The 24,421-nt window shown below is 60.3% G+C and carries 29 protein-coding genes and 1 riboswitch; of the genes, 20 read left to right on the top strand and 9 right to left on the bottom strand.

What is annotated here, in order from left to right; genetic code table 11:
* The first annotated feature begins 212 nt into the window (after positions 1 to 212).
* From L8K08_RS05060 to hisC, 10 genes are all read left to right on the top strand, one after another.
* Complete coding sequence (locus L8K08_RS05060; RefSeq protein ID WP_003171811.1) at positions 213 to 1,022, top strand: ATP-binding cassette domain-containing protein; 810 nt, start codon at positions 213 to 215, stop codon at positions 1,020 to 1,022.
* On the top strand, positions 1,022 to 1,819 hold the full coding sequence (gene mlaE / locus L8K08_RS05055; RefSeq protein WP_106578684.1) for a lipid asymmetry maintenance ABC transporter permease subunit MlaE: 798 nt from the start codon (positions 1,022 to 1,024) through the stop codon (positions 1,817 to 1,819). The genes L8K08_RS05060 and mlaE overlap by 1 nt, the downstream gene beginning before the upstream one ends.
* Positions 1,819 to 2,286, top strand: a complete 468-nt coding sequence (gene mlaD, locus L8K08_RS05050) for an outer membrane lipid asymmetry maintenance protein MlaD (RefSeq protein WP_005784855.1) — start codon at positions 1,819 to 1,821, stop codon at positions 2,284 to 2,286. The genes mlaE and mlaD overlap by 1 nt, the downstream gene beginning before the upstream one ends.
* Positions 2,287 to 2,297: 11 nt before the next feature.
* Positions 2,298 to 2,948: an ABC transporter substrate-binding protein gene (locus tag L8K08_RS05045; RefSeq protein WP_119736621.1), complete on the top strand. Its 651-nt coding sequence runs from the start codon at positions 2,298 to 2,300 to the stop codon at positions 2,946 to 2,948.
* A complete protein-coding gene (locus tag L8K08_RS05040) occupies positions 2,945 to 3,250 on the top strand; it encodes an STAS domain-containing protein (RefSeq protein ID WP_106578686.1) in 306 nt (101 codons plus the stop codon). The genes L8K08_RS05045 and L8K08_RS05040 overlap by 4 nt, the downstream gene beginning before the upstream one ends.
* Positions 3,251 to 3,364: 114 nt before the next feature.
* Positions 3,365 to 3,604 (top strand): BolA family protein, encoded by a 240-nt coding sequence (locus L8K08_RS05035; RefSeq protein WP_008434291.1) that lies wholly within the window; start codon positions 3,365 to 3,367, stop codon positions 3,602 to 3,604.
* A gap of 23 nt (positions 3,605 to 3,627) precedes the next feature.
* Entirely contained in the window at positions 3,628 to 4,893 is a 1,266-nt protein-coding gene (murA, locus tag L8K08_RS05030) for a UDP-N-acetylglucosamine 1-carboxyvinyltransferase (RefSeq protein WP_106578687.1), read from the top strand.
* Positions 4,894 to 5,149: 256 nt separating this feature from the next.
* Positions 5,150 to 5,785, top strand: coding sequence for an ATP phosphoribosyltransferase (hisG, locus tag L8K08_RS05025; RefSeq protein WP_003188599.1), 636 nt, complete (start codon positions 5,150 to 5,152; stop codon positions 5,783 to 5,785).
* Positions 5,786 to 5,912: 127 nt separating this feature from the next.
* Positions 5,913 to 7,238, top strand: a complete 1,326-nt coding sequence (hisD, locus tag L8K08_RS05020) for a histidinol dehydrogenase (RefSeq protein ID WP_145165169.1) — start codon at positions 5,913 to 5,915, stop codon at positions 7,236 to 7,238.
* 3 nt (positions 7,239 to 7,241) lie between these two features.
* Positions 7,242 to 8,294: a histidinol-phosphate transaminase gene (hisC, locus tag L8K08_RS05015; RefSeq protein ID WP_242194686.1), complete on the top strand. Its 1,053-nt coding sequence runs from the start codon at positions 7,242 to 7,244 to the stop codon at positions 8,292 to 8,294.
* Positions 8,295 to 8,422: 128 nt separating this feature from the next.
* On the opposite strand, the gene L8K08_RS05010 is transcribed toward hisC, so the two are convergent.
* Both L8K08_RS05010 and upp read right to left on the bottom strand, forming a co-directional pair.
* Complete coding sequence (locus L8K08_RS05010) at positions 8,423 to 9,697, bottom strand: uracil-xanthine permease family protein (protein ID WP_106578691.1); 1,275 nt, start codon at positions 9,695 to 9,697, stop codon at positions 8,423 to 8,425.
* 2 nt (positions 9,698 to 9,699) lie between these two features.
* Complete coding sequence (upp, locus tag L8K08_RS05005; RefSeq protein ID WP_017138223.1) at positions 9,700 to 10,338, bottom strand: uracil phosphoribosyltransferase; 639 nt, start codon at positions 10,336 to 10,338, stop codon at positions 9,700 to 9,702.
* 164 nt (positions 10,339 to 10,502) lie between these two features.
* Between upp and L8K08_RS05000 the strand changes: the two genes are divergently transcribed.
* The 4 genes from L8K08_RS05000 to L8K08_RS04985 all read left to right on the top strand — a co-directional run bounded on the left by L8K08_RS05000 (position 10,503) and on the right by L8K08_RS04985 (position 12,606).
* Positions 10,503 to 11,060 (top strand): hypoxanthine-guanine phosphoribosyltransferase, encoded by a 558-nt coding sequence (locus L8K08_RS05000; protein WP_025856323.1) that lies wholly within the window; start codon positions 10,503 to 10,505, stop codon positions 11,058 to 11,060.
* A 3-nt stretch (positions 11,061 to 11,063) separates the two neighbouring features.
* Positions 11,064 to 11,531: a WbuC family cupin fold metalloprotein gene (locus L8K08_RS04995; RefSeq protein ID WP_242194683.1), complete on the top strand. Its 468-nt coding sequence runs from the start codon at positions 11,064 to 11,066 to the stop codon at positions 11,529 to 11,531.
* 35 nt (positions 11,532 to 11,566) lie between these two features.
* The gene (locus L8K08_RS04990; protein WP_242194681.1) at positions 11,567 to 12,052 is read left to right on the top strand and encodes a hypothetical protein; all 486 of its coding nucleotides are present in this window, start codon (positions 11,567 to 11,569) and stop codon (positions 12,050 to 12,052) included.
* 266 nt (positions 12,053 to 12,318) lie between these two features.
* Entirely contained in the window at positions 12,319 to 12,606 is a 288-nt protein-coding gene (locus tag L8K08_RS04985; RefSeq protein ID WP_145165158.1) for a PA4642 family protein, read from the top strand.
* 69 nt (positions 12,607 to 12,675) lie between these two features.
* Here L8K08_RS04985 and mqo read toward each other — a convergent pair whose 3' ends face one another.
* Together mqo and L8K08_RS04975 are read right to left on the bottom strand one after the other, a co-directional pair.
* Positions 12,676 to 14,184: a malate dehydrogenase (quinone) gene (gene mqo, locus L8K08_RS04980; protein WP_106578695.1), complete on the bottom strand. Its 1,509-nt coding sequence runs from the start codon at positions 14,182 to 14,184 to the stop codon at positions 12,676 to 12,678.
* A 724-nt stretch (positions 14,185 to 14,908) separates the two neighbouring features.
* Complete coding sequence (locus L8K08_RS04975) at positions 14,909 to 15,142, bottom strand: hypothetical protein (protein ID WP_145165156.1); 234 nt, start codon at positions 15,140 to 15,142, stop codon at positions 14,909 to 14,911.
* A gap of 182 nt (positions 15,143 to 15,324) precedes the next feature.
* Between L8K08_RS04975 and L8K08_RS04970 the strand changes: the two genes are divergently transcribed.
* On the top strand, positions 15,325 to 15,909 hold the full coding sequence (locus L8K08_RS04970; RefSeq protein ID WP_064450736.1) for a YajG family lipoprotein: 585 nt from the start codon (positions 15,325 to 15,327) through the stop codon (positions 15,907 to 15,909).
* Between the two features lie 57 nt (positions 15,910 to 15,966).
* Here the strand turns inward: L8K08_RS04970 and L8K08_RS04965 are convergent, their stop codons facing one another.
* On the bottom strand, positions 15,967 to 16,176 hold the full coding sequence (locus L8K08_RS04965) for a hypothetical protein (protein ID WP_106578697.1): 210 nt from the start codon (positions 16,174 to 16,176) through the stop codon (positions 15,967 to 15,969).
* 183 nt (positions 16,177 to 16,359) lie between these two features.
* Between L8K08_RS04965 and L8K08_RS04960 the strand changes: the two genes are divergently transcribed.
* The gene (locus L8K08_RS04960; protein WP_242194679.1) at positions 16,360 to 16,617 is read left to right on the top strand and encodes a hypothetical protein; all 258 of its coding nucleotides are present in this window, start codon (positions 16,360 to 16,362) and stop codon (positions 16,615 to 16,617) included.
* A 121-nt stretch (positions 16,618 to 16,738) separates the two neighbouring features.
* On the opposite strand, the gene L8K08_RS04955 is transcribed toward L8K08_RS04960, so the two are convergent.
* A complete protein-coding gene (locus L8K08_RS04955; protein ID WP_178119739.1) occupies positions 16,739 to 17,902 on the bottom strand; it encodes a 1-acyl-sn-glycerol-3-phosphate acyltransferase in 1,164 nt (387 codons plus the stop codon).
* Between the two features lie 131 nt (positions 17,903 to 18,033).
* Here L8K08_RS04955 and L8K08_RS04950 point away from each other — a divergent pair, with 131 nt between their 5' ends.
* The 3 genes from L8K08_RS04950 to L8K08_RS04940 are packed head-to-tail and all read left to right on the top strand — an operon-like array spanning position 18,034 to position 19,145.
* A complete protein-coding gene (locus L8K08_RS04950) occupies positions 18,034 to 18,216 on the top strand; it encodes a CPXCG motif-containing cysteine-rich protein (RefSeq protein ID WP_145165150.1) in 183 nt (60 codons plus the stop codon).
* A gap of 11 nt (positions 18,217 to 18,227) precedes the next feature.
* The gene (locus tag L8K08_RS04945) at positions 18,228 to 18,488 is read left to right on the top strand and encodes a DUF2007 domain-containing protein (protein ID WP_106578701.1); all 261 of its coding nucleotides are present in this window, start codon (positions 18,228 to 18,230) and stop codon (positions 18,486 to 18,488) included.
* A 36-nt stretch (positions 18,489 to 18,524) separates the two neighbouring features.
* Positions 18,525 to 19,145: an SOS response-associated peptidase gene (locus tag L8K08_RS04940; protein WP_242194677.1), complete on the top strand. Its 621-nt coding sequence runs from the start codon at positions 18,525 to 18,527 to the stop codon at positions 19,143 to 19,145.
* Between the two features lie 116 nt (positions 19,146 to 19,261).
* Here the strand turns inward: L8K08_RS04940 and L8K08_RS04935 are convergent, their stop codons facing one another.
* A complete protein-coding gene (locus L8K08_RS04935; protein ID WP_242194675.1) occupies positions 19,262 to 21,400 on the bottom strand; it encodes a methyl-accepting chemotaxis protein in 2,139 nt (712 codons plus the stop codon).
* Positions 21,401 to 21,628: 228 nt separating this feature from the next.
* On the opposite strand from L8K08_RS04935, the gene L8K08_RS04930 reads away from it, so the two are divergent.
* Complete coding sequence (locus L8K08_RS04930; RefSeq protein WP_145165144.1) at positions 21,629 to 22,447, top strand: M48 family metallopeptidase; 819 nt, start codon at positions 21,629 to 21,631, stop codon at positions 22,445 to 22,447.
* Between the two features lie 121 nt (positions 22,448 to 22,568).
* Here L8K08_RS04930 and L8K08_RS04925 read toward each other — a convergent pair whose 3' ends face one another.
* Entirely contained in the window at positions 22,569 to 23,153 is a 585-nt protein-coding gene (locus L8K08_RS04925; protein ID WP_016974259.1) for a TMEM165/GDT1 family protein, read from the bottom strand.
* Positions 23,154 to 23,242: 89 nt separating this feature from the next.
* A riboswitch (yybP-ykoY riboswitch) is annotated at positions 23,243 to 23,362 on the bottom strand.
* Between the two features lie 51 nt (positions 23,363 to 23,413).
* Positions 23,414 to 24,412: a class I SAM-dependent methyltransferase gene (locus tag L8K08_RS04920; RefSeq protein WP_242194672.1), complete on the bottom strand. Its 999-nt coding sequence runs from the start codon at positions 24,410 to 24,412 to the stop codon at positions 23,414 to 23,416.
* Positions 24,413 to 24,421 lie beyond the last annotated feature (9 nt).

The following is a 24,421-nucleotide window of genomic DNA, read 5'->3' as shown; positions in this document are numbered from 1 at the left end:
CCAGCAAGGTTTTTTGCCTGTCCCGAATCTGAACGAGCGCTGTTCCGGCCTTGGGGGCTCTGTACCACCAGTGATATAGTTCGCCGCCAGTTCGGTCCGCCCAACCCATGTGACTAATGAATGCGCACCTGTTGCAAACTATTGCGCACCCATTGCAAACGAATGTCGCAAACATGGTGTCTGAGTGAAAGGCTGCATCCCAAGGAGATTAGATGAGTGCCGATAACGCCTACGCGGTCGAGCTGAAGGGCCTTACCTTCAAGCGCGGGACGCGCAGCATCTTCAATAACGTCGATATTCGCATTCCCCGCGGTAAAGTCACGGGCATCATGGGGCCTTCCGGTTGCGGCAAGACCACCCTGTTGCGCCTGATGGGCATGCAATTGCGCCCTAGCGCCGGCGAAGTGTGGGTCAACGGCCAGAACCTGCCGACACTGTCGCGCAGCGATCTGTTCGATGCCCGCAAGCATATGGGCGTGCTGTTCCAGAGCGGTGCCTTGTTCACCGACCTCGATGTTTTCGAAAACGTGGCGTTTCCGCTGCGGGTGCATACCCAGCTGTCCGATGAAATGATTCGTGACATCGTGTTGCTGAAACTGCAGGCCGTGGGCCTTCGCGGTGCCATCGACCTGATGCCTGACGAATTGTCCGGCGGCATGAAGCGCCGTGTCGCGTTGGCGCGTGCCATTGCTCTCGATCCGCAGATCCTCATGTATGACGAGCCCTTCGTCGGTCAGGACCCCATTGCCATGGGGGTGCTGGTGCGGCTTATCCGCCTGCTCAACGATGCGCTCGGCATCACCAGTATCGTGGTGTCCCACGACCTGGCTGAAACCGCGAGCATCGCCGACTACCTCTATGTGGTAGGCGATGGCCAGGTGTTGGGGCAGGGCACGCCTGAAGAGCTGATGAACGCTGACAACCCGCGCATTCGCCAATTCATGACCGGCGATCCCGATGGCCCGGTGCCTTTTCATTTTCCGGCAGCGGACTACCGCTCAGATCTTCTGGGGAAGCGCTGATGCGCAAGACATCTCTCATCGAAAAGGTTCGCCTTTTCGGTCGCTCGGGCATCGACATGGTCGAAGTGCTTGGGCGTTCGACGATTTTCCTGTTTCACGCGTTGCTCGGTCGCGGCGGCATCGGTGGCGGCTTTGGCCTGCTGCTAAAGCAACTGCACTCAGTAGGCGTGATGTCCCTGGTCATCATCGTGGTTTCCGGGATTTTCATCGGCATGGTGCTGGCGTTGCAGGGGTTCAATATCCTCTCCAGCTACGGCTCGGAGCAGGCAGTAGGGCAGATGGTCGCCCTGACGCTGTTGCGTGAGCTGGGCCCGGTGGTCACCGCCTTGCTGTTTGCCGGGCGCGCAGGTTCTGCGCTGACTGCCGAGATCGGCAACATGAAGTCCACCGAGCAGTTGTCCAGCCTGGAAATGATCGGCGTGGACCCACTCAAGTACATTGTTGCCCCGCGCCTGTGGGCCGGCTTCATTTCCCTGCCACTGCTGGCGATGATTTTCAGCGTGGTGGGCATCTGGGGCGGTTCGTGGGTGGCGGTTGACTGGTTGGGCGTCTATGACGGCTCGTACTGGGGCAACATGCAAAACAGCGTGACCTTCAGCGGCGACGTGCTCAATGGCATCATCAAAAGCATTGTTTTCGCCTTTGTAGTGACGTGGATCGCCGTATTCCAAGGCTATGACTGTGAGCCCACTTCAGAAGGGATCAGTCGCGCCACCACCAAGACCGTTGTGTACGCCTCGCTGGCGGTACTGGGCCTTGACTTCATTTTGACCGCCTTGATGTTTGGAGATTTCTGATGCAAAACCGCACTGTGGAAATCGGTGTCGGCCTTTTCTTGCTGGCTGGCATCCTGGCTTTACTCTTGCTGGCCCTGCGAGTCAGTGGCCTTTCGGCCAGCCCGACCGCCGATACTTATAAACTTTACGCTTACTTCGACAATATCGCCGGTTTGACTGTCAGAGCTAAAGTGACCATGGCCGGTGTAACCATCGGCAAGGTCACGGCAATCGATCTGGATCGCGACAGCTTCACCGGGCGAGTGACCATGCAGGTAGACAAGAAGGTAGATAATCTGCCGACTGACTCCACTGCATCTATTCTCACTGCGGGTCTGCTGGGCGAGAAGTACATCGGCGTCAGCGTGGGCGGGGAAACAGCCCTGCTCAAGGATGGTTCGACAATCCACGACACACAGTCGTCGCTGGTGCTTGAAGACTTGATCGGTAAATTCCTGCTCAATACGGTCAATAAAGACGCCAAATGAGGAATCTGTTCATGATCTCTACCTTGCGACGTGGCCTGCTGGTGCTGCTTGCAGCGCTGCCCCTGATGGCCAACGCGGCGGGTTCTGCGCACGATCTGGTGCAGGACACGACCAACAAAATGTTGGCTGACCTGACCGCCAACAAAGAGCAGTACAAGCAAGACCCAAGCAAGTTCTACGATGCGCTCAACACCATTGTTGGGCCAGTGGTTGATGCCGAAGGCATTTCCCGCAGCATCATGACGGTCAAGTATTCGCGCAAGGCAACGCCTGCGCAGATGCAGACCTTCCAGGAAAACTTCAAAAAGGGCCTGTTCCAGTTCTACGGTAATGCCCTGCTGGAATACAACAACCAGGGGATCACCGTTGCTCCGGCCGGGGATGAGTCAGGTGATCGCACCAGCGTCAACATGACCGTCAAGGGCACCAACGGCGCCGTCTACCCTGTGCAGTACACGCTGGAGAAGGTCAAAGGCGAGTGGAAACTGCGCAACGTGATCATCAATGGCATCAACATTGGCAAGCTGTTCCGCGATCAGTTCGCTGACGCCATGCAGCGCAATGGCAACGACCTGGACAAGACCATCAATGGTTGGGCCGGTGAAGTCGCCAAGGCCAAGGAAGAAACCGACAAACAAGCTGCCGGGAAGCCTGCGCAATGACCGAGTCGGCTGTTCGGCTTGGTGACGCCGGCGAATTATTCCTGAGCGGCGTGCTTGATTACCGCTCCGGGCCTGACCTGCGCAAGCAGGGCCAGGCGCTGATCAACAGCAGCAACGCGCCTGCGCTGGTGCTGGATTGCTCGGCAGTGACCAAGTCCAGCAGCGTCGGTTTGTCATTGTTGCTGTGCTTCATGCGGGATGCCGAGGCGGTCAAAAAACCGGTCAGCATCCGTGCGTTGCCTGAGGATATGCGCGAAATTGCCGAGGTTTCCGGTCTGACCGAGCTTCTGGCGCATCCTTAATAGCCAATATCAAGGAAGCCCCCCGTCAGAGTCCTGCTATGCGGGGTTCGCAGGCGCGGGGCTTTTTTGTATGATGTGCGACCCGTGCGCACTGGGCGCCGATAGAGGTTGAGCATGCAGGCCCTAGAAGTTAAAAGCTTCCTTGAAGGAAAGCTGCCCGAAACGAACGTAGAAGTTGAAGGCGAAGGCTGCAATTTCCAGCTGAACGTGATTAGCGATGAACTGGCGGCACTGAGCCCGGTCAAGCGTCAACAGCAGATCTATGCCCATTTAAACCCGTGGATCACCGATGGCAGCATCCACGCGGTCACTATGAAATTTTTCAGCCGCGCGGCCTGGGCCGAGCGCACCTGAGCCCCCAAGGCGTCGAGATTCTTATGGATAAATTGATTATTACCGGCGGTGCCCGCCTTGATGGCGAGATCCGCATTTCCGGTGCGAAAAACTCCGCCTTGCCGATTCTGGCAGCGACCCTGCTGTGCGATGGCCCGGTAACTGTGGCCAACCTGCCGCACTTGCACGACATCACCACCATGATCGAACTGTTCGGTCGCATGGGCATTGAGCCTGTGATCGACGAAAAACTGTCCGTCGAAATCGACCCGCGCACCATCAAGACCCTGATCGCTCCGTACGAGCTGGTGAAAACCATGCGCGCGTCGATCCTGGTGCTGGGCCCGATGGTTGCCCGTTTCGGTGAGGCCGAAGTGGCACTGCCTGGTGGTTGCGCCATTGGTTCGCGTCCGGTCGACCTGCACATCCGTGGCCTTGAAGCCATGGGCGCAACCATCGACGTCGAAGGCGGCTACATCAAGGCCAAGGCACCGGAAGGTGGCCTGCGTGGTGCCAACTTCTTCTTTGATACCGTCAGCGTGACCGGTACCGAGAACATCATGATGGCCGCCGCTCTGGCCAACGGCCGCAGCGTCCTGCAAAACGCCGCGCGCGAGCCGGAAGTCGTCGACCTGGCCAACTTCCTGATCGCCATGGGTGCCAACATCACCGGCGCCGGCACTGACACCATCACCATCGACGGTGTTAAGCGTCTGCACTCGGCCACTTACAAAGTGATGCCGGACCGAATCGAGACCGGCACCTACCTGGTGGCGGCTGCCGTTACGGGTGGCCGCGTCAAGGTCAAGGACACCGATCCGACCATCCTTGAAGCCGTCCTGGAAAAACTCAAGGAAGCCGGTGCTGAAATCACCACCGGTGCCGACTGGATCGAACTGAACATGCACGGCAAGCGGCCTAAAGCCGTCAACGTGCGGACCGCTCCTTACCCGGCGTTCCCGACCGACATGCAAGCGCAGTTCATTTCCTTGAACGCGATTGCCGAAGGCACCGGTGCCGTGATCGAAACCATCTTCGAAAACCGCTTCATGCACGTGTATGAACTGCACCGCATGGGCGCCAAGATCCAGGTCGAAGGCAACACGGCCATCGTCACCGGTATCGACAAGCTCAAGGGCGCGCCAGTGATGGCCACCGACCTGCGTGCGTCGGCCAGCCTGGTCATCTCGGCGCTGTGCGCTGACGGCGACACTTTGATCGACCGCATCTACCACATAGACCGTGGTTACGAGTGCATCGAAGAAAAACTGCAGATGCTCGGCGCCAAGATCCGCCGCGTACCGGGCTAGGTCCAGTAGCTGTAAACACCGTCACTGTGGCGAGCGGGCTTGTCGAGTCGTCGCACCGCCCGCGTAGCGACCCCCAAAACGGGACGCTATGCAGTCCAGCGCTGGGCAAGCCCGCTCGCCACGGGATGGTGTTTTGCTGTTAACTGAGCGTGTCCCTGCTGAACTTGTTTCAAATCGAGGCTGTAATGGCCTCGATCTGTGTCTGGCGCCGTTTGCGACTGGACAGCAATAGCCTGATGAAGGACTGACGTTTCCCATGTTGACCATCGCACTGTCCAAGGGCCGCATCCTTGACGACACTTTGCCGCTTCTGGCTGAAGCGGGCATCGTGCCGACCGAGAATCCGGACAAGAGCCGCAAGCTGATCATCCCCACGACCCAGGACGACGTTCGCCTGCTGATCGTGCGTGCCACTGACGTGCCGACTTACGTTGAACATGGCGCGGCCGACCTCGGTGTCGCGGGTAAAGACGTGTTGATGGAATACGGCGGCCAGGGCCTGTACGAGCCGCTGGATCTGCGTATCGCCCTGTGCAAGCTGATGACCGCCGGCCGTGTCGGTGACGTCGAGCCCAAAGGCCGCCTGCGCGTGGCGACCAAGTTCGTCAACGTCGCCAAGCGTTACTATGCCGAGCAAGGTCGCCAGGTCGACATCATCAAGCTTTACGGCTCGATGGAGCTGGCACCGCTGATCGGCCTGGCCGACAAGATCATCGACGTGGTCGACACCGGCAACACGCTGCGTGCCAACGGTCTTGAGCCTCAGGATTTCATTGCCGACATCAGCTCCCGATTGATCGTCAACAAAGCTTCGATGAAAATGCAACACGCCCGAATCCAGGCGTTGATCGACACCCTGCGCAAGGCAGTGGAGTCTCGACACCGCGGTTGACTCACCTGCGCGGCCGTAGGTCGCGCCCGTCTATCCGCCTCATAGCCAGAATTCTCAGGTGCCCAAGCGGAAACGACTGCTAGTTTAGGGCGCCTGAGTTTTTGCCAATTCTATTGAGGCCCTCGCTATGACCACGTCCACTGCAATTGCCCGACTCAACGCTGCCGACCCGGATTTCGCCCATCATCTGGATCATCTGCTGAGCTGGGAAAGCGTGTCCGACGACTCGGTCAACCAGCGGGTGCTCGACATCATCAAGGCGGTGCGCGAGCGCGGTGATGCGGCGCTGGTGGACTTCACCCGCCAGTTCGACGGCCTCGACGTCGCGTCGATGTCCGATCTGATCCTGCCGCGCGAACGCCTTGAGCTGGCGCTGACGCGCATCACCGCGCCGCAGCGTGAAGCCCTGGAAGTCGCAGCGGCACGCGTACGCAGCTACCACGAAAAACAGAAACAGGATTCCTGGAGCTACACCGAGGCCGACGGCACTGTGCTGGGCCAGAAGGTCACGCCGCTGGACCGCGCTGGGTTGTACGTGCCAGGCGGTAAAGCCTCGTATCCGTCGTCGGTGTTGATGAACGCTATCCCGGCCAAAGTGGCGGGCGTGACCGAAGTGGTCATGGTCGTGCCGACGCCGCGCGGCGAAATCAACGAGCTGGTGTTGGCTGCCGCGTGCATCGCCGGGGTTGACCGCGTGTTCACCATCGGCGGCGCTCAAGCTGTCGCGGCGCTGGCCTATGGCACCGAAAGCGTGCCGAAGGTCGACAAAGTGGTCGGCCCAGGCAACATCTATGTCGCCACCGCCAAGCGGCACGTGTTCGGCCAGGTCGGTATCGACATGATTGCCGGCCCTTCGGAAATCCTGGTGGTGTGTGACGGCCAGACCGACCCGGACTGGATCGCCATGGACCTGTTCTCCCAGGCCGAGCATGACGAGGACGCCCAGGCGATCCTGGTCAGCCCCGATGCCGAGTTCCTCGACAAGGTCGCCGCCAGCATCGACAAGCTGCTGCCCACCATGGAACGCGCCGAGATCATCGAGAAGTCGATCAATGGCCGTGGCGCGCTGATCCTGGTACGCGACATGGCGCAGGCCATTGAGGTGGCCAACCGCATCGCGCCGGAGCACCTGGAGTTGTCCGTGGCCGACCCACAAGCCTGGCTGCCGTCGATTCGCCACGCTGGCGCGATCTTCATGGGCCGCCACACCAGTGAAGCCCTGGGCGACTACTGCGCCGGCCCGAACCACGTGCTGCCGACCTCCGGCACCGCGCGTTTCTCGTCGCCGCTCGGCGTGTATGACTTCCAGAAGCGCTCCTCGATCATCTTCTGCTCGCCACAAGGCGCTTCCGAGCTGGGCAAGACCGCCTCGGTGCTGGCCCGTGGTGAATCGCTGAGCGCGCACGCTCGCAGCGCCGAATATCGCATCCTTGAAGACAAGAAGGGGAACTGAGACATGAGCAAATTCTGGAGCCCCTTCGTCAAGAACCTGGTGCCGTACGTGCCCGGCGAGCAACCCAAGCTGACCAAGCTGGTCAAGCTCAACACCAACGAGAACCCCTACGGCCCATCGCCCAAGGCGCTCGCGGCGATGCAGGCCGAGTTGAACGACAACTTGCGCCTGTACCCGGACCCCAACAGCGACCTGCTCAAGCAGGCGGTGGCCAGGTATTACGGGATCGACGCCGGCAAGGTCTTTCTCGGCAACGGTTCCGATGAAGTCCTGGCGCACATCTTCCACGGCCTGTTCCAGCACGATTTGCCGCTGCTGTTTCCGGACATCAGCTACAGCTTCTATCCGGTTTACTGCGGCCTGTATGGCATCAAGTCCGACCCGGTGCCGCTGGACGAGCAGTTCCAGATTCGTGTGGCCGACTACGCCAAGCCCAACGGCGGGATCATCTTCCCCAACCCGAACGCGCCTACCGGCTGCGTGCTGGCGCTGGACGCGGTGGAGCAAATCGTCAAGGCCAGCCCGGATTCGGTAGTGGTCGTCGATGAAGCCTATATCGACTTTGGCGGCGAAACCGCTATCAGCCTGGTGGACCGTTACCCGAACCTGCTGGTGACTCAGACCCTGTCCAAGTCGCGCTCATTGGCCGGTTTGCGTGTGGGCCTGGCCGTGGGCCACCCGGACCTGATCGAGGCGCTGGAGCGGGTCAAGAACAGCTTCAACTCCTACCCGCTGGATCGCCTGGCGATTGTCGGCGCGGCGGCGGCGTTCGACGACCGTGAATATTTCGAGAAAACCTGCAAGCAGGTGATCGACAGCCGCGACAAGGTGGTCGCGCAGTTGCAAGCCAAGGGCTTTGAAGTGTTGCCATCGGCGGCCAACTTCATCTTTGCTCGTCACCCACGGCACGACGCTGCCGGCCTGGCAGCCAAGTTGCGTGAGCAAGGGGTGATTGTGCGGCACTTCAAACAGGAGCGGATTGCCCAGTTCCTGCGGATCAGTATTGGCACGCCGGAGCAGAACCAGGCGCTGATTGATGGGCTCGGCGAGCTCTAAGCCACACTGAAGCTCAAAAAATGTGGGAGCGGGCTTGCTCGCGAATGCAGTGGTTCAGTCACTGATGTGCTCAATGACACACTGCATTCGCGAGCAAGCCCGCTCCCACATTCGTTTTGCGTTGGCAGTTAGATCAGCGGCTCATCCGGCTTCTTGTTCTTCCAGCCATCATTGCCCGGCAGCAGCAGGTTCAAACCAATCGCTACCACCGCGCACAGGGCAATGCCCTTGAGGCCGAAATCATCCGGACCGGTGCCGGTGCCGACCAGCACACCGCCAATCCCGAACACCAGGGTCACCGACACAATCACCAGATTGCGCGCCTCGCCGAGGTCGATCTTGTGGCGGATCAGCGTGTTCATGCCCACCGCCGCAATCGAGCCGAACAGCAGGCACAGAATGCCGCCCATCACCGGCACCGGGATGCTCTGCAGCAGTGCGCCGAACTTGCCGATAAACGCCAGGCTGATGGCAAATACCGCCGCCCAGGTCATGATTTTCGGGTTGTAGTTCTTGGTCAGCATCACCGCGCCGGTCACTTCGGCGTAGGTGGTGTTCGGCGGGCCGCCAAACAGGCCGGCGGCCGTGGTGGCAATGCCGTCACCCAACAGCGTGCGATGCAGGCCAGGTTTCTTCAGGTAGTCGCGACCGGTCACGCTGCCCACCGCGATCACACCGCCGATATGCTCGATCGCCGGGGCCAGGGCCACCGGGACGATGAACAGAATCGCCTGCCAGTTGAACTCCGGCGCGGTGAAGTGGGGCAGGGCGAACCAGGGTGCAGCGGCGATCTTCGCCGTGTCGACCACACCAAAGTAGAACGACATGGCAAAGCCCACCAGCACACCGGAAATGATCGGCACCAGGCGGAATATGCCTTTGCCGAACACCGCCACGATCAACGTGGTCAGCAGCGCTGGCATCGAGATCAGCATCGCCGTCTGGTAATGGATCAGCTCGCTGCCATCCCCGGCTTTGCCCATCGCCATGTTGGCGGCAATCGGCGCCATGGCCAGGCCGATGGAAATGATCACCGGGCCGATGACCACGGGCGGCAGCAGCCGGTCGATAAAACCGGTGCCTTTGACCTTCACCGCCAGGCCGAGGAAGGTATAAACGAAACCGGCCGCCATCACCCCACCCATGGTCGCCGCGAGGCCGAACTGGCCCTTGGCGAGAATGATCGGGGTGATAAACGCAAAACTCGATGCCAGGAATACCGGCACCTGCCGCCCTGTCACCACCTGGAACAGCAACGTGCCCAGGCCAGCGGTAAACAGTGCGACGTTTGGATCAAGACCTGTGATCAGCGGCATCAACACCAACGCGCCAAATGCTACGAAGAGCATCTGTGCGCCAGACAGGATCTGGCGCCAAAGCGGGTCGTTGAAATCATCCTGCATGCTCACGCGTCCTTCTGCTTGGTGCCGAAGATCTTGTCACCGGCATCGCCCAGGCCTGGAATGATGTAGCCGTGTTCGTTCAAGCGCTCATCGATGGACGCGGTGTAGATCTGCACGTCCGGGTGGGCCTTCTCAACGGCAGCAATGCCTTCGGGCGCAGCCACCAGCACCATGGCGCGGATGTCTTTGCAGCCAGCTTTTTTCAGCAGGTCGATGGTGGCGACCATGGAACTGCCGGTGGCGAGCATCGGGTCGATGATCATCGCCAGGCGCTCGTTGATTTCCGGAACGAGTTTTTCCAGGTAGGTGTGGGCCTGCAAGGTTTCCTCATTGCGGGCCACGCCAACGGCGCTGACTTTGGCGCCCGGGATCAGGCTGAGGACGCCTTCAAGCATGCCGATACCGGCGCGCAGGATCGGCACCACGGTGATTTTCTTACCGGCGATTTTCTCGACCTGGACGGGGCCGGCCCAACCAGGAATCTCGTAGGTTTCCAGGGGCAAATCTTTGGTTGCTTCGTAAGTGAGCAGCGCTCCGACTTCCTGAGCAAGCTCACGGAAGTTCTTCGTGCTAATGTCGGCACGGCGCATAAGGCCGAGTTTGTGTCTGATCAGCGGGTGGCGGATCTCGCGAGTGGGCATGGGAAAAGCTCCGGCGGCGGGCAAAAAAACCGGCCTAGATTAATCTATCCGAGGGTGTTGTCCTATAGACATCTAGTACGTTAGTCCATTAAGGCTTGAACGTTGCGCCTCACATGCGTACCTTTGCCCGCTTTTCTTGCCACAGCACCCCCTTGGAGAGCGCCATGTCCGCTGATCTCGAGCATATCCGTCAAATCATGCGCGAGGCTGACTGCCTGTACACCGAAGCGCAAGTCGAAGAGGCGATCGCCAAGGTCGGCGCGCACATCACCCGCGAAATGGCTGACACCAACCCGGTGGTCTTCTGCGTGATGAACGGTGGCCTGATCTTCGCCGGCAAATTGCTGACTCACCTGCAATTCCCGCTGGAAGCCTCCTACCTGCACGCCACCCGTTATCGCAACGAAACCAGCGGCGGTGACCTGTTCTGGAAAGCCAAGCCGGAAGTCTCGTTCATCGACCGCGACGTGCTGATCATCGACGACATCCTTGATGAAGGGCATACCCTGGGCGCGATCATCGACTTCTGCAAACACGCCGGCGCGCGCAAAGTGCACACCGCCGTGCTGATCGACAAAGACCATGACCGCAAGGCACGTCCGGACCTGAAAGCCGATTACGTCGGTCTGCCATGCATCGACCGCTACATTTTCGGTTACGGCATGGACTACAAAGGCTACTGGCGTAATGCCAATGGGATCTTCGCCGTCAAAGGGATGTAAGCCATGGTCCGCTTTCTTGATCAAACACTGTTCACCGAACTGGCCGAGAAAGCGGCTGCCAGCCCCCGTGGCCGGCACCATCATAACTTTCATCAGATGGAAGAGCCTTGCCATCGCCTGGCCGTTGGCATGCAACCCGACACCTATGTGCCGCCGCATCGGCACCTGAGTGCGGACAAGGCAGAGACCCTGATGGTGCTCAAGGGCACCCTGGGCCTGCTGGTTTTCAGCGAAACCGGTGAGGTGATCGCCAAGCGCGTCCTGCAGGCGGGCGGCGAGTGTGCCGGTGTCGACCTGCCGCCCGGTGTATTTCACGGCTTGGTGGTGCTGGAGCCCGACAGCGTGTTGTTTGAATGCAAGGCCGGGCCGTATCGACCCGTAGGCGAGGGCGAGTTGGCTGACTGGGCGCCACACGAAGGCGATGCCGGCGTTGCCGAGTATCGACGCTGGATGCTCGCCCAGTTCGATTGAGCTACAGTGCTCGGCCATCTCTCTTGGAGCGGCCCATGAGCCTGTTGAAACGCACCTGCGCCGCCTTGGCGTTGACTCTCAGCTTGCCGCTGGCTGCGGCGCCTGCGCCGATGCACAGCCAGTTCCTGCCGCCCGACGACCTCACCTTGCGTGCCGCCACGCCCGACCAGAAGCAGCTGCTGCAAATCACCGAGTATGCGGTGGTGGTCGGCAATCAGCGTCAATCGACCCAGCAGCCGATCCCGGTGACGTCGCCGCTGATGATTCGCCTCAAGGGCAAACCCTTGAACAAAGGCGCGACCATCGCCCAGGTGGTGCTCAATTTTGATGCCGAAAGCAAAAGCCTGAAAAAGCCGGTGTTCGATGAGAGCAGTAAGACCCTGACCTTGTCTTACCCGGTGGCCCAGTACCGCGTGATCGTTGACCTGCTGCGCAACGACACGGTGTATGTGCAGTTCCTCAGCTATGCCAACGGGCACATTTGGGCGGACCTGCACACCGGCGCCGTCCGCGCTAAATAGTGAGGCCGCAGGTATCTACACAACTGCTGGCGAACACAAAATCTGTAGCAGGCGAGCTTTTGTGGTGAGCGGGGCAAGCCCGCTCACCACAGGGGATGTGGCGGCCTTTTATGCTGCGATGGTGGCGGGTCAGTGGGCCCAACTGTCACTGATGCACCGCCATCGCAGGCAAGCCAGCCCCCACATAGGTTCTTGGTCGCTTCCGAAGCGTGTGTGCCGCAGGTAAACTGCGTTTCCCGTGTAATGTCTGCAGGCTGGAGTCGGTAATGCGTAAAGATAAGAAACAGGTGATTGGTGACGAGATTGGCGACGACCAGATCAAGTTGTTCCTGGACTTCGAGCCGGTTGACGCGACTTCACCGTCCCTGCACAAACTGATCAAAGCCTACCGCGGCTTGCGTATCGACGACTTCGCGCGGTTCCTGGGCTTTTTCAAGGAAGCCGGCCTGGATCTGGATGGCAAGGACGAGCATGGCCAGACCTTCGTTGACCTGATCAAGGATCAGCGCAACGCCGATGAGTACATCGAGTTGATCAACGCTGCTCGCAGCTGAGTGCCCGAGACCTAAAAAAACGCCCCGTTCTCATGCCGAGAGCGGGGCGTTTTTTATTGCGTCAAAGCCTTATGCGTAGCTTTCGGCTTCGTTGCTTTGCTCAACCAGTTCCAGGCTGATGTTGTTCTGCGTATTGATCTTGCGATACAGCTCGGCATCGGTCTCCAGGACTTTTTCGCGCGCCGGGAAGATCTCGTGCAGTTTGGCCGCCCACTCGCCCGCAGCCTTTTGCGGGAAGCAGCGCTCGATCAGTTCCAGCATGATCGATACGGTCACCGAAGCACCTGGAGACGCGCCCAGCAGGGCGGCCAACGAGCCGTCTTTGGCCGCAACCAGCTCGGTGCCAAATTGCAGCACCCCGCCTTTTTTCGGGTCTTTCTTGATGATCTGCACCCGCTGGCCGGCGACTTCCAGGCGCCAGTCTTCGGCTTTCGCCTCAGGGTAGAAGCGGCGCAGGGATTCCAGGCGTTGCTCCATGGATTGGCGCACTTCGCTGACCAGGTACTTGGTCAGGTCCATGTTGTCGCGAGCCACGGCCAGCATCGGGCCGATGTTGCCGGCGCGAATCGACATTGGCAGGTCCAGGAACGAGCCGTGCTTGAGGAACTTGGTGGTAAAACCGGCGTATGGCCCGAACAGCAGGGATTTCTTGCCATCGACCACACGGGTGTCCAGGTGCGGCACGGACATCGGCGGCGAACCCACGGCGGCCTGGCTGTAGACCTTGGCCTGGTGGTGCTTGACCACCTCCGGGTTGTCGCAACGCAGCCACTGGCCGCTGACCGGGAAGCCGCCGAAGCCTTTGCTTTCTTCGATGCCCGAGGCTTGCAGCAGCGGCAGGGCCGCGCCACCGGCGCCGAGGAACACGAACTTGGCGTCGACTTCACGGCTGTTGCCGCTGTTGACGTCCTTGATGCTCACGGTCCAGCCCGCGCCGTTGCGCTTGAGGCCAGTGACGCGCTTGCAGTACTTGACCTGCGCATCCGGTGCGCTGGTCAGGTGCGACAGCAATTGATTGGTCAGGGCGCCGAAGTTGACGTCGGTGCCATTCATCACGCGGGTGGCAGCGATTTTTTCGTCGAGCGGGCGGCCCGGCATCATCAGCGGCATCCACTCGGCCATCTCGCTGCGGTCTTCGGTGTAGTGCATGTCCGAAAACGCGTGGTGCTGGCTGAGGGTTTCAAAGCGCTTCTTGAGGAAGGACACGCCCTTGTCGCCCTGCACGAAGCTCAGGTGCGGCACCGGGCTGATAAAGGATTTGGACGAGCCAAAGGTGCCTTTTTTGGTCAGGTACGCCCAGAACTGCTTCGACACCTCGAACTGGGTGTTGATGTGCACGGCTTTCTTGATGTCGATGGAGCCATCGGCGGCCTGCGGCGTGTAGTTCAGCTCACATAGCCCGGCGTGACCGGTACCGGCGTTGTTCCACGGGTTGGAACTTTCCGCGGCACCCGAATCCATCAGCTCAACGACTTCCAGCTTGAGGCCGGGGTCGAGCTCTTTGAGCAGTACGGCCAGGGTGGCACTCATGATGCCGGCCCCTACCAGTACTACGTCGACTGCTTCGTTATGCGCCATTTAACGCGTCTCCAAAATCTGCAGCACCAAATTGACGGCATGGCTGCCAGGAGTGACGGGGCGGTTCACGTGTTGCCCCAGGTTACCCATGGCCAGGATCGCCATGTCCGATTCGCAATTCTTTGCAACTTCAGCACACGCTTCCTGCCGGGCTAATCTGCCTATGAACGCATTCATAGGCGCCTGTGGCAATTCGACTTATGGTCAAAGCGTGCGATTTGTGCAACCAATCCGTAGCGGACAGGCTCAAGCTCCGGTGTTTGAGGAGTGCTCGGTCCTGTGTGGTTGGGCTGTTCCAGACGCTGATGGTGCTTGTACAAACGCCAAACTATTCATTTGCTCGCCACACTCTTGTGAAGTTGTGAAAACCCGTTTTTTCACGCTCTTTTGAAGACGTGAACCTCAAAAAAGGGCTGCCCCAGCCTGGCACCTGGCCCGCAAACCTCTGCCGACACGCGGCAAAACGGGCAAACAACTCAAGTGGCCGAGCGCAATGGCAGCTCTGGCAGATTCGGTAAGGCGGGTGGGTTGCAAAGAAAACAGCAAGCGCGCCAGCTTCACTCGATCTGTGTGGGCGGCTCTCTGTGGGCGATTGTTGGGTTAATACCGAGGCATTAACGATGCTGCGAGGCCCGATCAGGAGACGTCCTTATAATCGGGGGGAGATTGTAGCGAAGAACGCCGGGGAAATGGGCGTGTTTTATGACTTTTATTCGTGTCTTGGTCAGGAGGCCAACGCATGCCGCGGTTGTGCGTGCGTAACCTTCGGGCTGACCCGCGCGCTTGCCGGCAGCGGGCGGTGCATCCAGCCCAGGTGAGTCTCCGACACTTCCACCCAACCTTCGCCGACAGGCGGCAGGCTGCACTGCTTGAACGCCAGGCAATGGCCGTGCGCATCAAGCAGCGCATAGTGGCGATGACGGGCGTGTTGCATGAACAATGACTTGAGAAGGCGCATGGCTTTGTACCTGTTGCGTTACATGCTTGAAGGTTGCCAGTGTGGCATGACATTGGAATGACGGATTTATGCGAAATTGTAATTTGAGCATGCCTTCAGCTGCCGTTCAGGATGGCTGGTGAGTGGCGCGCATGCACCGTTATACTGGCGCCCTGTTTGCATCTAGTCCTGGAGAAATGAGTATGTTGCAACGCCTGTTGTTCGGTTTGATCACTGTGACCAGTTTGACCCTGGTTGGCTGCGCCAACAGCCCGCAACAACTCAGCCCGCAACCTAAAGTCACCGCGCAGCTGGCGCCTGTCGGTCACGGTCAGCCGGTATCGGTGCGTGTGGTGGACGGTCGTCCGTCGCCGACGCTGGGTTCGCGTGGCGGGCTGTACCCTGAGACCGCGCTTATTTCGGTCACCGGTCAAGACGTGCTGCCCAAGCTGCAGGCCCAGGCCGAAGCCGCCGTGCGCCTGTTGGGCTTCACACCTGCCAACTCGCCGGGCGCGCCTCAGCTGACCATCACCCTGGCCGAACTGAAATACCAGTCGCCCAAAGAAGGCTTGTACGTGACTGAAGCTTCCATTGGCGCGACGTTCAAGTCCGACGTCAGTGCTGGCACCCGTCGCTACAGTGGCCGCTACGGCGCATCGCTGAATCAGCGTTTCGGCATGTCGCCCAATCAGGAGACCAACACCAAGCTGGTCAGCGACGTCCTCAGCGACGCCCTGACTCGCCTGTTCAAAGACCCAAGCATCGGCCAGCTGCTCAGCGCGCAGTAACCCTGCATAAAAAAACCGGGCTCAGCGATGAGCCCGGTTTTTTTACGCCTGTCGCTTTCATGCCGCGGTTTCGACATAAAAGTCCAGCACACTCACACCGGTGAGCAGGTCCAGCTCCGGCAGGTCGGCGTGCTGGTGCCCGCCCAGCGCGCAATACACCAGCCAGTGGCGATCCTGGACATTGAAGGCCAGTGCGCCAACCAGCGCCTCTTGCTCATCGTTTGGGGCGATCAAATACAGCCGATCCTGGTTTTGCGCATGCAGCATGACAAGCTCCCGGGTGTTCGAAGGGCAACAGAGTGGCTTGTTAAGGTGACGTTCAGGTGACGCTGTAAATTAATGGATACATTAATCGTACTTGGGGGACGGAACGTTTCAGCGGCAGGAGGCCGATATCACTCAGGTTTGTATCTGAATTGATACCAGCACACTGTACGACTGAGGTTTGCGATGGCGCTGCCTGCAATGCTGATCAATGTTGTGGCTCTACTGGTGGCCTGCCCAGGCGCAGCGCTGCTGTTCATTACCCGTTTGCGCGAGCAGCGCGCACTGGCCGATCTGACCGCGCAAAGCGAAGATCGCGCGATTGACCAGCCGATGTTGTTTCTGGATGTGCGCACCGAACGGGCGCATCGTCTGGCTTACCGCGTCGGGTTTGCCTGCCTTGGGCTGGCGCTGGCCACGTCCTGGCTCAGTACTCACCTCTAAAAAACACCACAAAACAAATGTGGGGGCGGGCTTGCCCGCGAATGCAGGGGCTGGGTCGATACATCCTTGACTGAACCACCGCTTTCGCGAGCAAGCCCGCTCCCACATTTTGCTTCGGTGTTTACAGTGGAATCCCGGCTTTAACCCGATATTGATTCCTCACTGGCGTCGCGTACTGCACCACCAGGTACGGGCGATGCTCGGCCGGGCACTCACTCAAGCGCCGCTCCCACTCCGCTTGCGCCTTGGCCAGCTCATCGGCCGGGAACACCTCGGCCGCCGTCGGCACCTGCAATTGCGGGTCGGCGTCGCTCCACTGCGCGTACGCCAGGTAATGCACCGGGAACAGGCGATAGCCGCCGAGAATCTGCCGGTCCATTTCCACCGCCAGCAGCTTGGTGTCCTCGAAACGCTCGGTGATCGGCGGCGCAAAGTTCACATGCACACGGCCCTTGTAGCCGGTGATGCCCAGAGCGATGCTCACATCATCCTCGCCCGGCGCCTTGCTGTAGGTGCCGGTGGTGGCGCGGATATACAGTTCACGGGCCTTGGCCGTGTCGCAGGGGTCGTATTCGTAGCTGATCGACACCGGCGTCAGGTTCAGCGACTGGATCACCTCGGCAAACGGCTCATCCTTGCGGCTGACGTGAAACATCTTGAGGATCGCCGATTCGGTGCGATCATCGCCATCCTTGGCGCGGCCTTCGGCCTGGGCGATCCAGATCGACTGACAGTCGTTGCGGATCGAATGGTTGATGTAGGCCGACAGCAGGTTATACGCCGCCATCTTTTCCTTTCGCCCGGTGATCGAGCGGTGCACGATGAAGCTCTTGTTCAGGCGCATCAGGTCGCTGACAAACGGCTTTTGCAGCAGGTTGTCGCCAATGGCAATGCGCGGCGTCGGCAGGCCGGCGTGGTACACGGCGTAGTTGACGAAGGCGGGGTCCATCACGATGTCGCGGTGGTTGGCCAGAAACAGGTAGGCGGTGCCTGACTTGAGCTGCTCGACGCCGGTATAGGTAACGCCGTCGGTTGCGCGGTCAATGGTGTGGTCGACGTAATATTCGACTTTGTCCTGCAGCGTGGCCACGGTGGTGACACCGGCGAACTCGCGGCGCAGCTTGCGGGCGATCATCGGCTTGAGCAGCCAGCCCAGGGCGCCGGCAAAGCGCGGGAAACGGAAGTGGGTCAGGATGTCCAGAAAGGCCTTGTCACTGAACAGACGCGCCAGCACTGCCGGGACTTCGCTGTCGTTGTAAGGTCGGATGGTATCGAATTCGCCCATCATGCTCTCTTGTTAGAAACGGCTAGTGTAAGTAAAGGAAATATCAGGGTGCGGCCGCTATATTGGCTCTGCCGTGAATAGCCCTGTAAATAGACCGGCGATTATACGCACAAGTCACCTGGGAGACCGCGATGCTGGAAACCGAGTCGTACGATTGTCCTTATTGTGGTGAGCCGGCTGAGGCCGTGCTGGATCTTTCCGGCGGCGATCAGTCATACATTGAAGACTGCCCGGTGTGTTGCCGGCCGATAATCTTTGATCTGCAGGTACACGGTGACGAATGGATGCTCACGGTCCGCAGCGAAAACGAGTAACGGGTACGCCCATGCAGCGAATCTATGAACCGGAAAACCTGATGGAAGGCGAGTTGCTGCAACAAATGCTCGCCAGCGAGGGCATCGAGGCGCACCTGGTGGGGCGCCACTTACTCGGTGGTACCGGCGAATTGCCGATTTTCGGCCTGCTGGGCCTGGAGGTAGACAACGACCAGGCCGTTTACGCCCGTGAGCTGATTACGGCCTACATCGGCGCGCAACCGCTGCCTGGCGACGAACCCGACAGCTTTCCCGACGTATTGGTCTGTTAGGCTGTCGGTCGGTTTACCCAAGAGTCGTGTTGCCCCATGTGTGGACGTTATGCCCTGTTTCGCTGGAACCCTACGTTTGCTGCCTTGCCGGGATTCCCTGCCGACCAGCAGGCGCAGTGGAACATCTCCCCGAATGATTCGGTGCTGATTCAGCGCTTGAGCGAAGGCAAGCGCACCCTGGCGCGTGCGCGCTGGGGCCTGACGCCGCCCTGGCTGACTGACCTTTCCCGCACCCCCGCCCACGCCCGCGCCGAAACCCTGGCCGAACAGCCGATGTTCCGCGAAGCCTTCCGCCAGCGCCGCTGCCTGCTGCCCGCCAACGGGTTTTACGAATGGCGCGGCACCCAGCGCAAGCGCCCGTACTGGCTGACGCCGGGCGAGGGCTCGACGCTGTTTTTTGCGGCGATCTGGGAAGCGTATCCGGTGCAGGAGCAGGTGTGGCTGAGCACCGCGGTGGTGACCCAGGCGGCGCAGAGTCAGCGGCGGCCGTTGATTCTGGATGCGGCGGGGCAGGAGGCGTGGCTGGATCCACAAACGCCGTTGCCTGTGTTGCAGGGTTTGCTGGCCAGTGAGCCGGCTGCGTTGCGCGAGCGGGTGTTGGCCAATATGGTCAATGATCCGAAGCTGAATGGGCCGGAGTGCCTGACCCCGGGTTGAGTTGGAGCCACTGGCCCCTTCGCAGGCAAGCCAGCTCCCACATTTGACGGTATTCACCCATCCAAATGTGGGAGCTGGCTTGCCTGCGATGGCGGCCTCAAACCCGCCACAAATCCCTAAACCTTGAACTGATTGATCAAGCGCCGCTGCTGCTCCGCCAGCTTGGTCAACTCCGCACTGGCTGCGCTCGATTCATCCGCGCCGCTCGCCACTTCATTGGCCACCTGGCCGATATTGATCACATTGCGATTGATGTCCTCGGCCACCGCGCTCTGCTCCTCGGCGGCGCTGGCGATCTGGGTGTTCATGTCGTTGATCACCGACACCGCCTGAGTAATTGTCTCCAGCGCCTCGGCCGCCTTCGCCGCATGCTGCACGCTTTCATCGGTGCGGTTCTGGCTGTCTTCCATCACCTTCACCACATCGCGCGTGCCTTGTTGCAACTGCTGGATCATGGTCTGGATTTCTTCGGTGGCCTTCTGCGTCTTCTGCGCCAGGTTGCGCACTTCATCGGCCACCACCGCGAAACCACGGCCTTGCTCGCCGGCCCGCGCTGCCTCGATGGCGGCGTTGAGGGCCAGCAGGTTGGTCTGCTCGGCAATCCCGCGAATGGCTGTGAGGATCGCGTTGATGTTCTCACTGTCCTTGGCCAGGGTTTGCACCACGCCCACCGCTTTACCGATTTCCTGCGCCAATGCGCCGATAGACGTAGAGGTGTCGCGCACGATGCGCATGCCCTGGCTTGCGGCCTGGTCAGCGTGGCTGGCGGCTTGCGCGGCCTGGGTGGCGTTGCGCGCCACGTCCTGGGCGGTGGCCGTCATCTCATGCACAGCGGTGGCCACCTGGTCGATCTCGACCATCTGTTTGTGCACGCCCTGGTTGGTGCGAATGGCGATGTCGGCGGTGTGCTCCGACGAATCGCTGACCTTCTGCACCGAACTCACCACCTGGGTGATCATGCCTTGCAACTTGATCAGGAAGGTATTGAAGCCAGTGGCAATCGCGCCCAGTTCATCGGCGCGGTCACTGGTCAGGCGGCGCGTCAGGTCGCCTTCGCCCTGAGCGATGTCATTGAGCATGGCCACCATTTGCTTGAGTGGGCGGGCGATGCCGTGGCCCACCAGCCAGATCACCAGCAAGCCGAGGCCGGCAATCAACAGGCCCACCATGGCCATGCCGAAGGTGTCGGTCTTGCGCTGGGCTTGCAGGTCGCTTTGCAGTTTTTGCGAATCGGCCATCACCGCGCTCAGTGGCAGTTGCAGCATCAACGTCCAGCGTGCTTCGGCCTGGCCGATGTTGAAGGGCAGGAACAGCTCGATGTGCCCGTGTTCCTTGTCGATGTCGTAGCGCACTTCGCCGACTTTCAACTGGACAAGATTGGCCAGCTCGTTGCTGTCGAGCAAGTCAGTGGCTTTTTCGCCCAGCTTGCTCGCGTCCTTGGTGTAGGCCACCAGGCGACCATTGTTGGAAATCAGCGCCATTTCGCCAGCGCCGTTGTAGAGGTTCTGGTCGGCGCGGGTGAGCATGTCCTGGATGAAGTTCACCGACAGGTCGGCGCCGACGATGCCCTGGAAGGTGCCGTCGATCATGATCGGTTCGATAAACGAGGCCAGCATTACCATCGCATTGCCGACCTTGTAAGGCGCAGGGTCGATGGCGCAGGGCTTCTTGCTTTCTTTGGAGCACAGGTAGTACTCACTGGCGCGCACGCCAGTGGCGAGGATGTTCTGGTCGTTGACGTCGGCGAGTTTATCCAGGCCCAGGCTGCCATCGGCGTTGCGGTACCACCACGGCAGGAAGCGCCCGTCGGCGGCCATGCCGACGATCGGCGTGTTCACGTAGGCGGCGTCATTGTGGTCGATCGCATTGGGCTCCCAGCCGATATAGGCGCCGAGGATTTTCGGGTTGCGCACCACGGTTTCGTGCAGCAGGTTGATCAGTTGTTCGCGGCCCACCTGCAAGGCCGGTTCGCCCTTGGCGTCTTTCATGCCGAGCAGGGCGTTGGCTGTGGCCAGGCCTTTGGCGGTCACCAATGGCGCTTCCAATTCACGCTGGATCAACGTGGCCTGGGTTTGCGCCAGGGCGGTGAGCCGTTGCTCGATGATCTGCTCGAACTGCGCCTGGGTGCGTTGCTGCACCAGTTCCTGGGTGCGCGCGCCGGCGAACACCGCGTAAAGCACCAGGACAGCGACCACACTCAGCACAATGGCGCCGGTCAGTGCTGCGACAGAAAACTGAATCGACTTGAATTTCATGAACGCTCCGGGCGCAAGGGCAGGTGGGCTGCCTATGTGTATCGGCCACGGGCTCGGGAGGCTTAAGGCTTGGCGGGCGAAATAGTGCCGAATGTCGCAAATGGACTGGTGGCCGCCGCTGTGGGCATGTGGGATGTATCTGAAAGTTAGCGGTTACACGTCTGTTGTATCTGGCGCCGATACACATGAGCGCCTAGGATACGCGCCATGTTTTCAGGGAGCGTGTTCATGAAGAAGTCATTGGCGGTAAGTGGTTTGGTTGCGGCGATGCTGCTGGCGGGTTGCCAGTCGGTAAACACCACCAGCGGCGGCGCCGTCGGGGTAGAGCGCAAGCAGTACATGTTCAGCATGTTGTCGAGCCAGGAAGTCGACCAGATGTATGCCCAGTCCTACCAGCAGACGCTGGGTGAGGCGAGCGGCAAGGGCATGCTCGATAAAACCAGTGCCAACGCCAAGCGCGTGCAGGCCATTGCCAATCGACTGATCGCCCAGGCGCCGACCTTTCGCCCGGATGCGGCGCAGTGGAAATGGGAAGTGAACTTGATCAAAAGCGATGAGATGAACGCCAACTGCGGGCCTGGTGGCAAGATCTTCGTGTACAGCGCGTTGATCGACAACCTCAAGCTCACCGATGACGAACTGGCCGCGGTGATGGGCCATGAAATCGCTCACGCCTTGCGCGAACACGGCCGTGAAGCCATGTCCAAGGCCTACGGCATCGAGATGGCCAAGCAGGGCGCCGGTGCCTTGTTCGGTCTGGGCCAGGACAGCCTGGCGCTGGCCGATACGGTGGCCAACTACGGAATGACCTTGCCCAACAGCCGCGCCAATGAAAACGAAGCCGACCTGATCGGCCTGGAGCTCTCGGCCCGGGCCGGCTACAACCCGAACGCGGCCATCACGTTGTGGAACAAGATGGCCAAGGCTTCGGAAGGTGCACCGCCTGAGTTCATGAGCACGCACCCGGCCTCCGACAGCCGAATCGCCTCGTTGCAGGCGGCGATTCCGAAAGTAATGCCGCTTTACCAGCAGGCCAAAAAATCCTGAGTTAACGCGGACCCATGTGGGAGCTGGCTTGCCTGCGATGCAGGCGGCTCGGTCATTCAGAAATACCGAGTTGATGCTATCGCAGGCAAGCCAGCTCCCACATTGGGTTGGGTTTACAGGTCTAGATCCAGCCGCTGCTTTGCATGGCCTTGTACACCGCCACCACCGCCAGAACGAAGAACGCCGTAGCCGCCAGTCGACGAATCAAGGTCAATGGCAGTTTCTCCGCGGCAAAATTCCCCGCCAGAACCACCGGCACGTTGGCAATCAGCATGCCCAGGGTGGTGCCGATAATCACCAGCCACAGCTCAGGGTATTGCGCGGCCAGCATCACCGTGGCGATCTGCGTCTTGTCACCGATTTCGGCGAGGAAGAACGCAATCAGCGTGGTCAGGAACGGCCCGAATTTGCGCGTGGTACTGGCTTCGTCGTCGTCAAGTTTGTCCGGCACCAGGGTCCACAGCGCCGTGGCGCAGAAGCTCGCCGCGAGGATCCAGTGCAACACCGCATCCGAGAAGAAGCTGCCGAACCAGGCCCCCACGGCACCGGCGGCCGCATGGTTGGCCAGGGTCGCGGCGACGATGCCGGCGATGATGGGCCAGGGCTTGCGGAAGCGAGCAGCAAGGATGAGCGCGAGCAGTTGCGTCTTGTCGCCGATTTCGGCCAGGGCAACGATTGCGGTAGGAACGAGTAATGAATCCAGCATCAGGTAAGTTTCCAGGGGCGGGTCGACACGGCTATGACACGTACAGCCTTCCCGCCCCGGGTAAGGTGTGCGTGTCATAGGTCTTGTCAAACCCCGGTCCGTCTGTGCGGACTCCTGGGTCGCATACGCCATGGTCTGCTGACCAAGTATGTTGACGTATGCCGGACGAGCATGGCGCTCGTGGGAGACTACTCCCCTAGGACGGAGCGGATTCTGCCTAGGCAAAACCCATTCGGCAAGCCTTCTTTTTCAAAAAGCCATCAGCCGCGTTTGGCACGATAAATGCGAAAACCATTGCCTTCGGCCTTGATTGCACACACGCCCAAGTGCTCTTCGATCAGCGGTTGGTACTTGAGGAAACTGTTGGCCACCAAGCGCAGTTCGCCGCCTTTTGCGAGGTGTTTCGCCGCTTTTCGCAGCAAGTTTTCCGTGGCGAAATAGTCAGTGTGCACGCCGACATGGAACGGCGGGTTGCTCAAAATCGCGTTTAAACCCATCGGCGCGGCGTCGATGCCGTCACCGGTCAACACCTCGGCTTCCAGGCCATTGGCCGCCAAGGTCAGGCGGCTGCTGGCGGCGGCGAACGCATCCACGTCAAGCATTGTCACCGTGTTGTGCGGGTAGCGACGCTTGACCGCAGCGCCCAGCACGCCCGCGCCGCAGCCAAAGTCGAGCAAGTGCCCGCTGGGCAGCTTGTCCAGGTGTGCAAGCAACAGCTCGGTGCCGCGATCCAGGCGACCGTGGCTGAACACGCCCGGCAGGCTCACAACCTTGAGCGGTCCTTCGGCCAGCGGCACCTCAAACACCTGCGCCAGGCTTTCCAGTTCGACCGATTGCGGGGCATTGGCCACGGTGACCTGCCACAGCTGGCAGTGTCGCGCGTTGTCGAGCTTGCGGGGCTTGCCGAACGGAATCATCTGCTTGGCGGCGCTTTCGATACCGCCTTTTTTCTCGCCGACCAGAAACAGCTCGGCGCCGGGCAGGCGGGCGGCCACGGCGTTGAGCAGGTAGTCGGTGAGGTCCTTGGACTTGGGCAGGAAAATCACCGCCGCATCAAAATTGCGCTCGGGCGCGTTCACGCCGAAATGGCTGCGCTCGGGGAAGCGCGCATCGAGCGCCGCCTGGTCGCCGGCATGCCAACTCCAGCCGTGGGCATTGGGCAGGCGGCCGAGCAAATCGTCGGCGGGCAAACCTACCAGCAGCAGGTTGCCTTGAAAAAGTTCGGCCTGACGAAGCAGTACTTCACTGCGCGGATCCATGGTCTGCTC

Origin of the sequence: Pseudomonas sp. TREG-RG-20F-10-E-6-01, from assembly GCF_022662455.1 — a bacterium.
Classification (GTDB): domain Bacteria; phylum Pseudomonadota; class Gammaproteobacteria; order Pseudomonadales; family Pseudomonadaceae; genus Aquipseudomonas.
The sequence above is the reverse complement of the archived record's forward strand: the minus strand, read 5'-3'. Positions and strand labels throughout refer to the sequence as shown.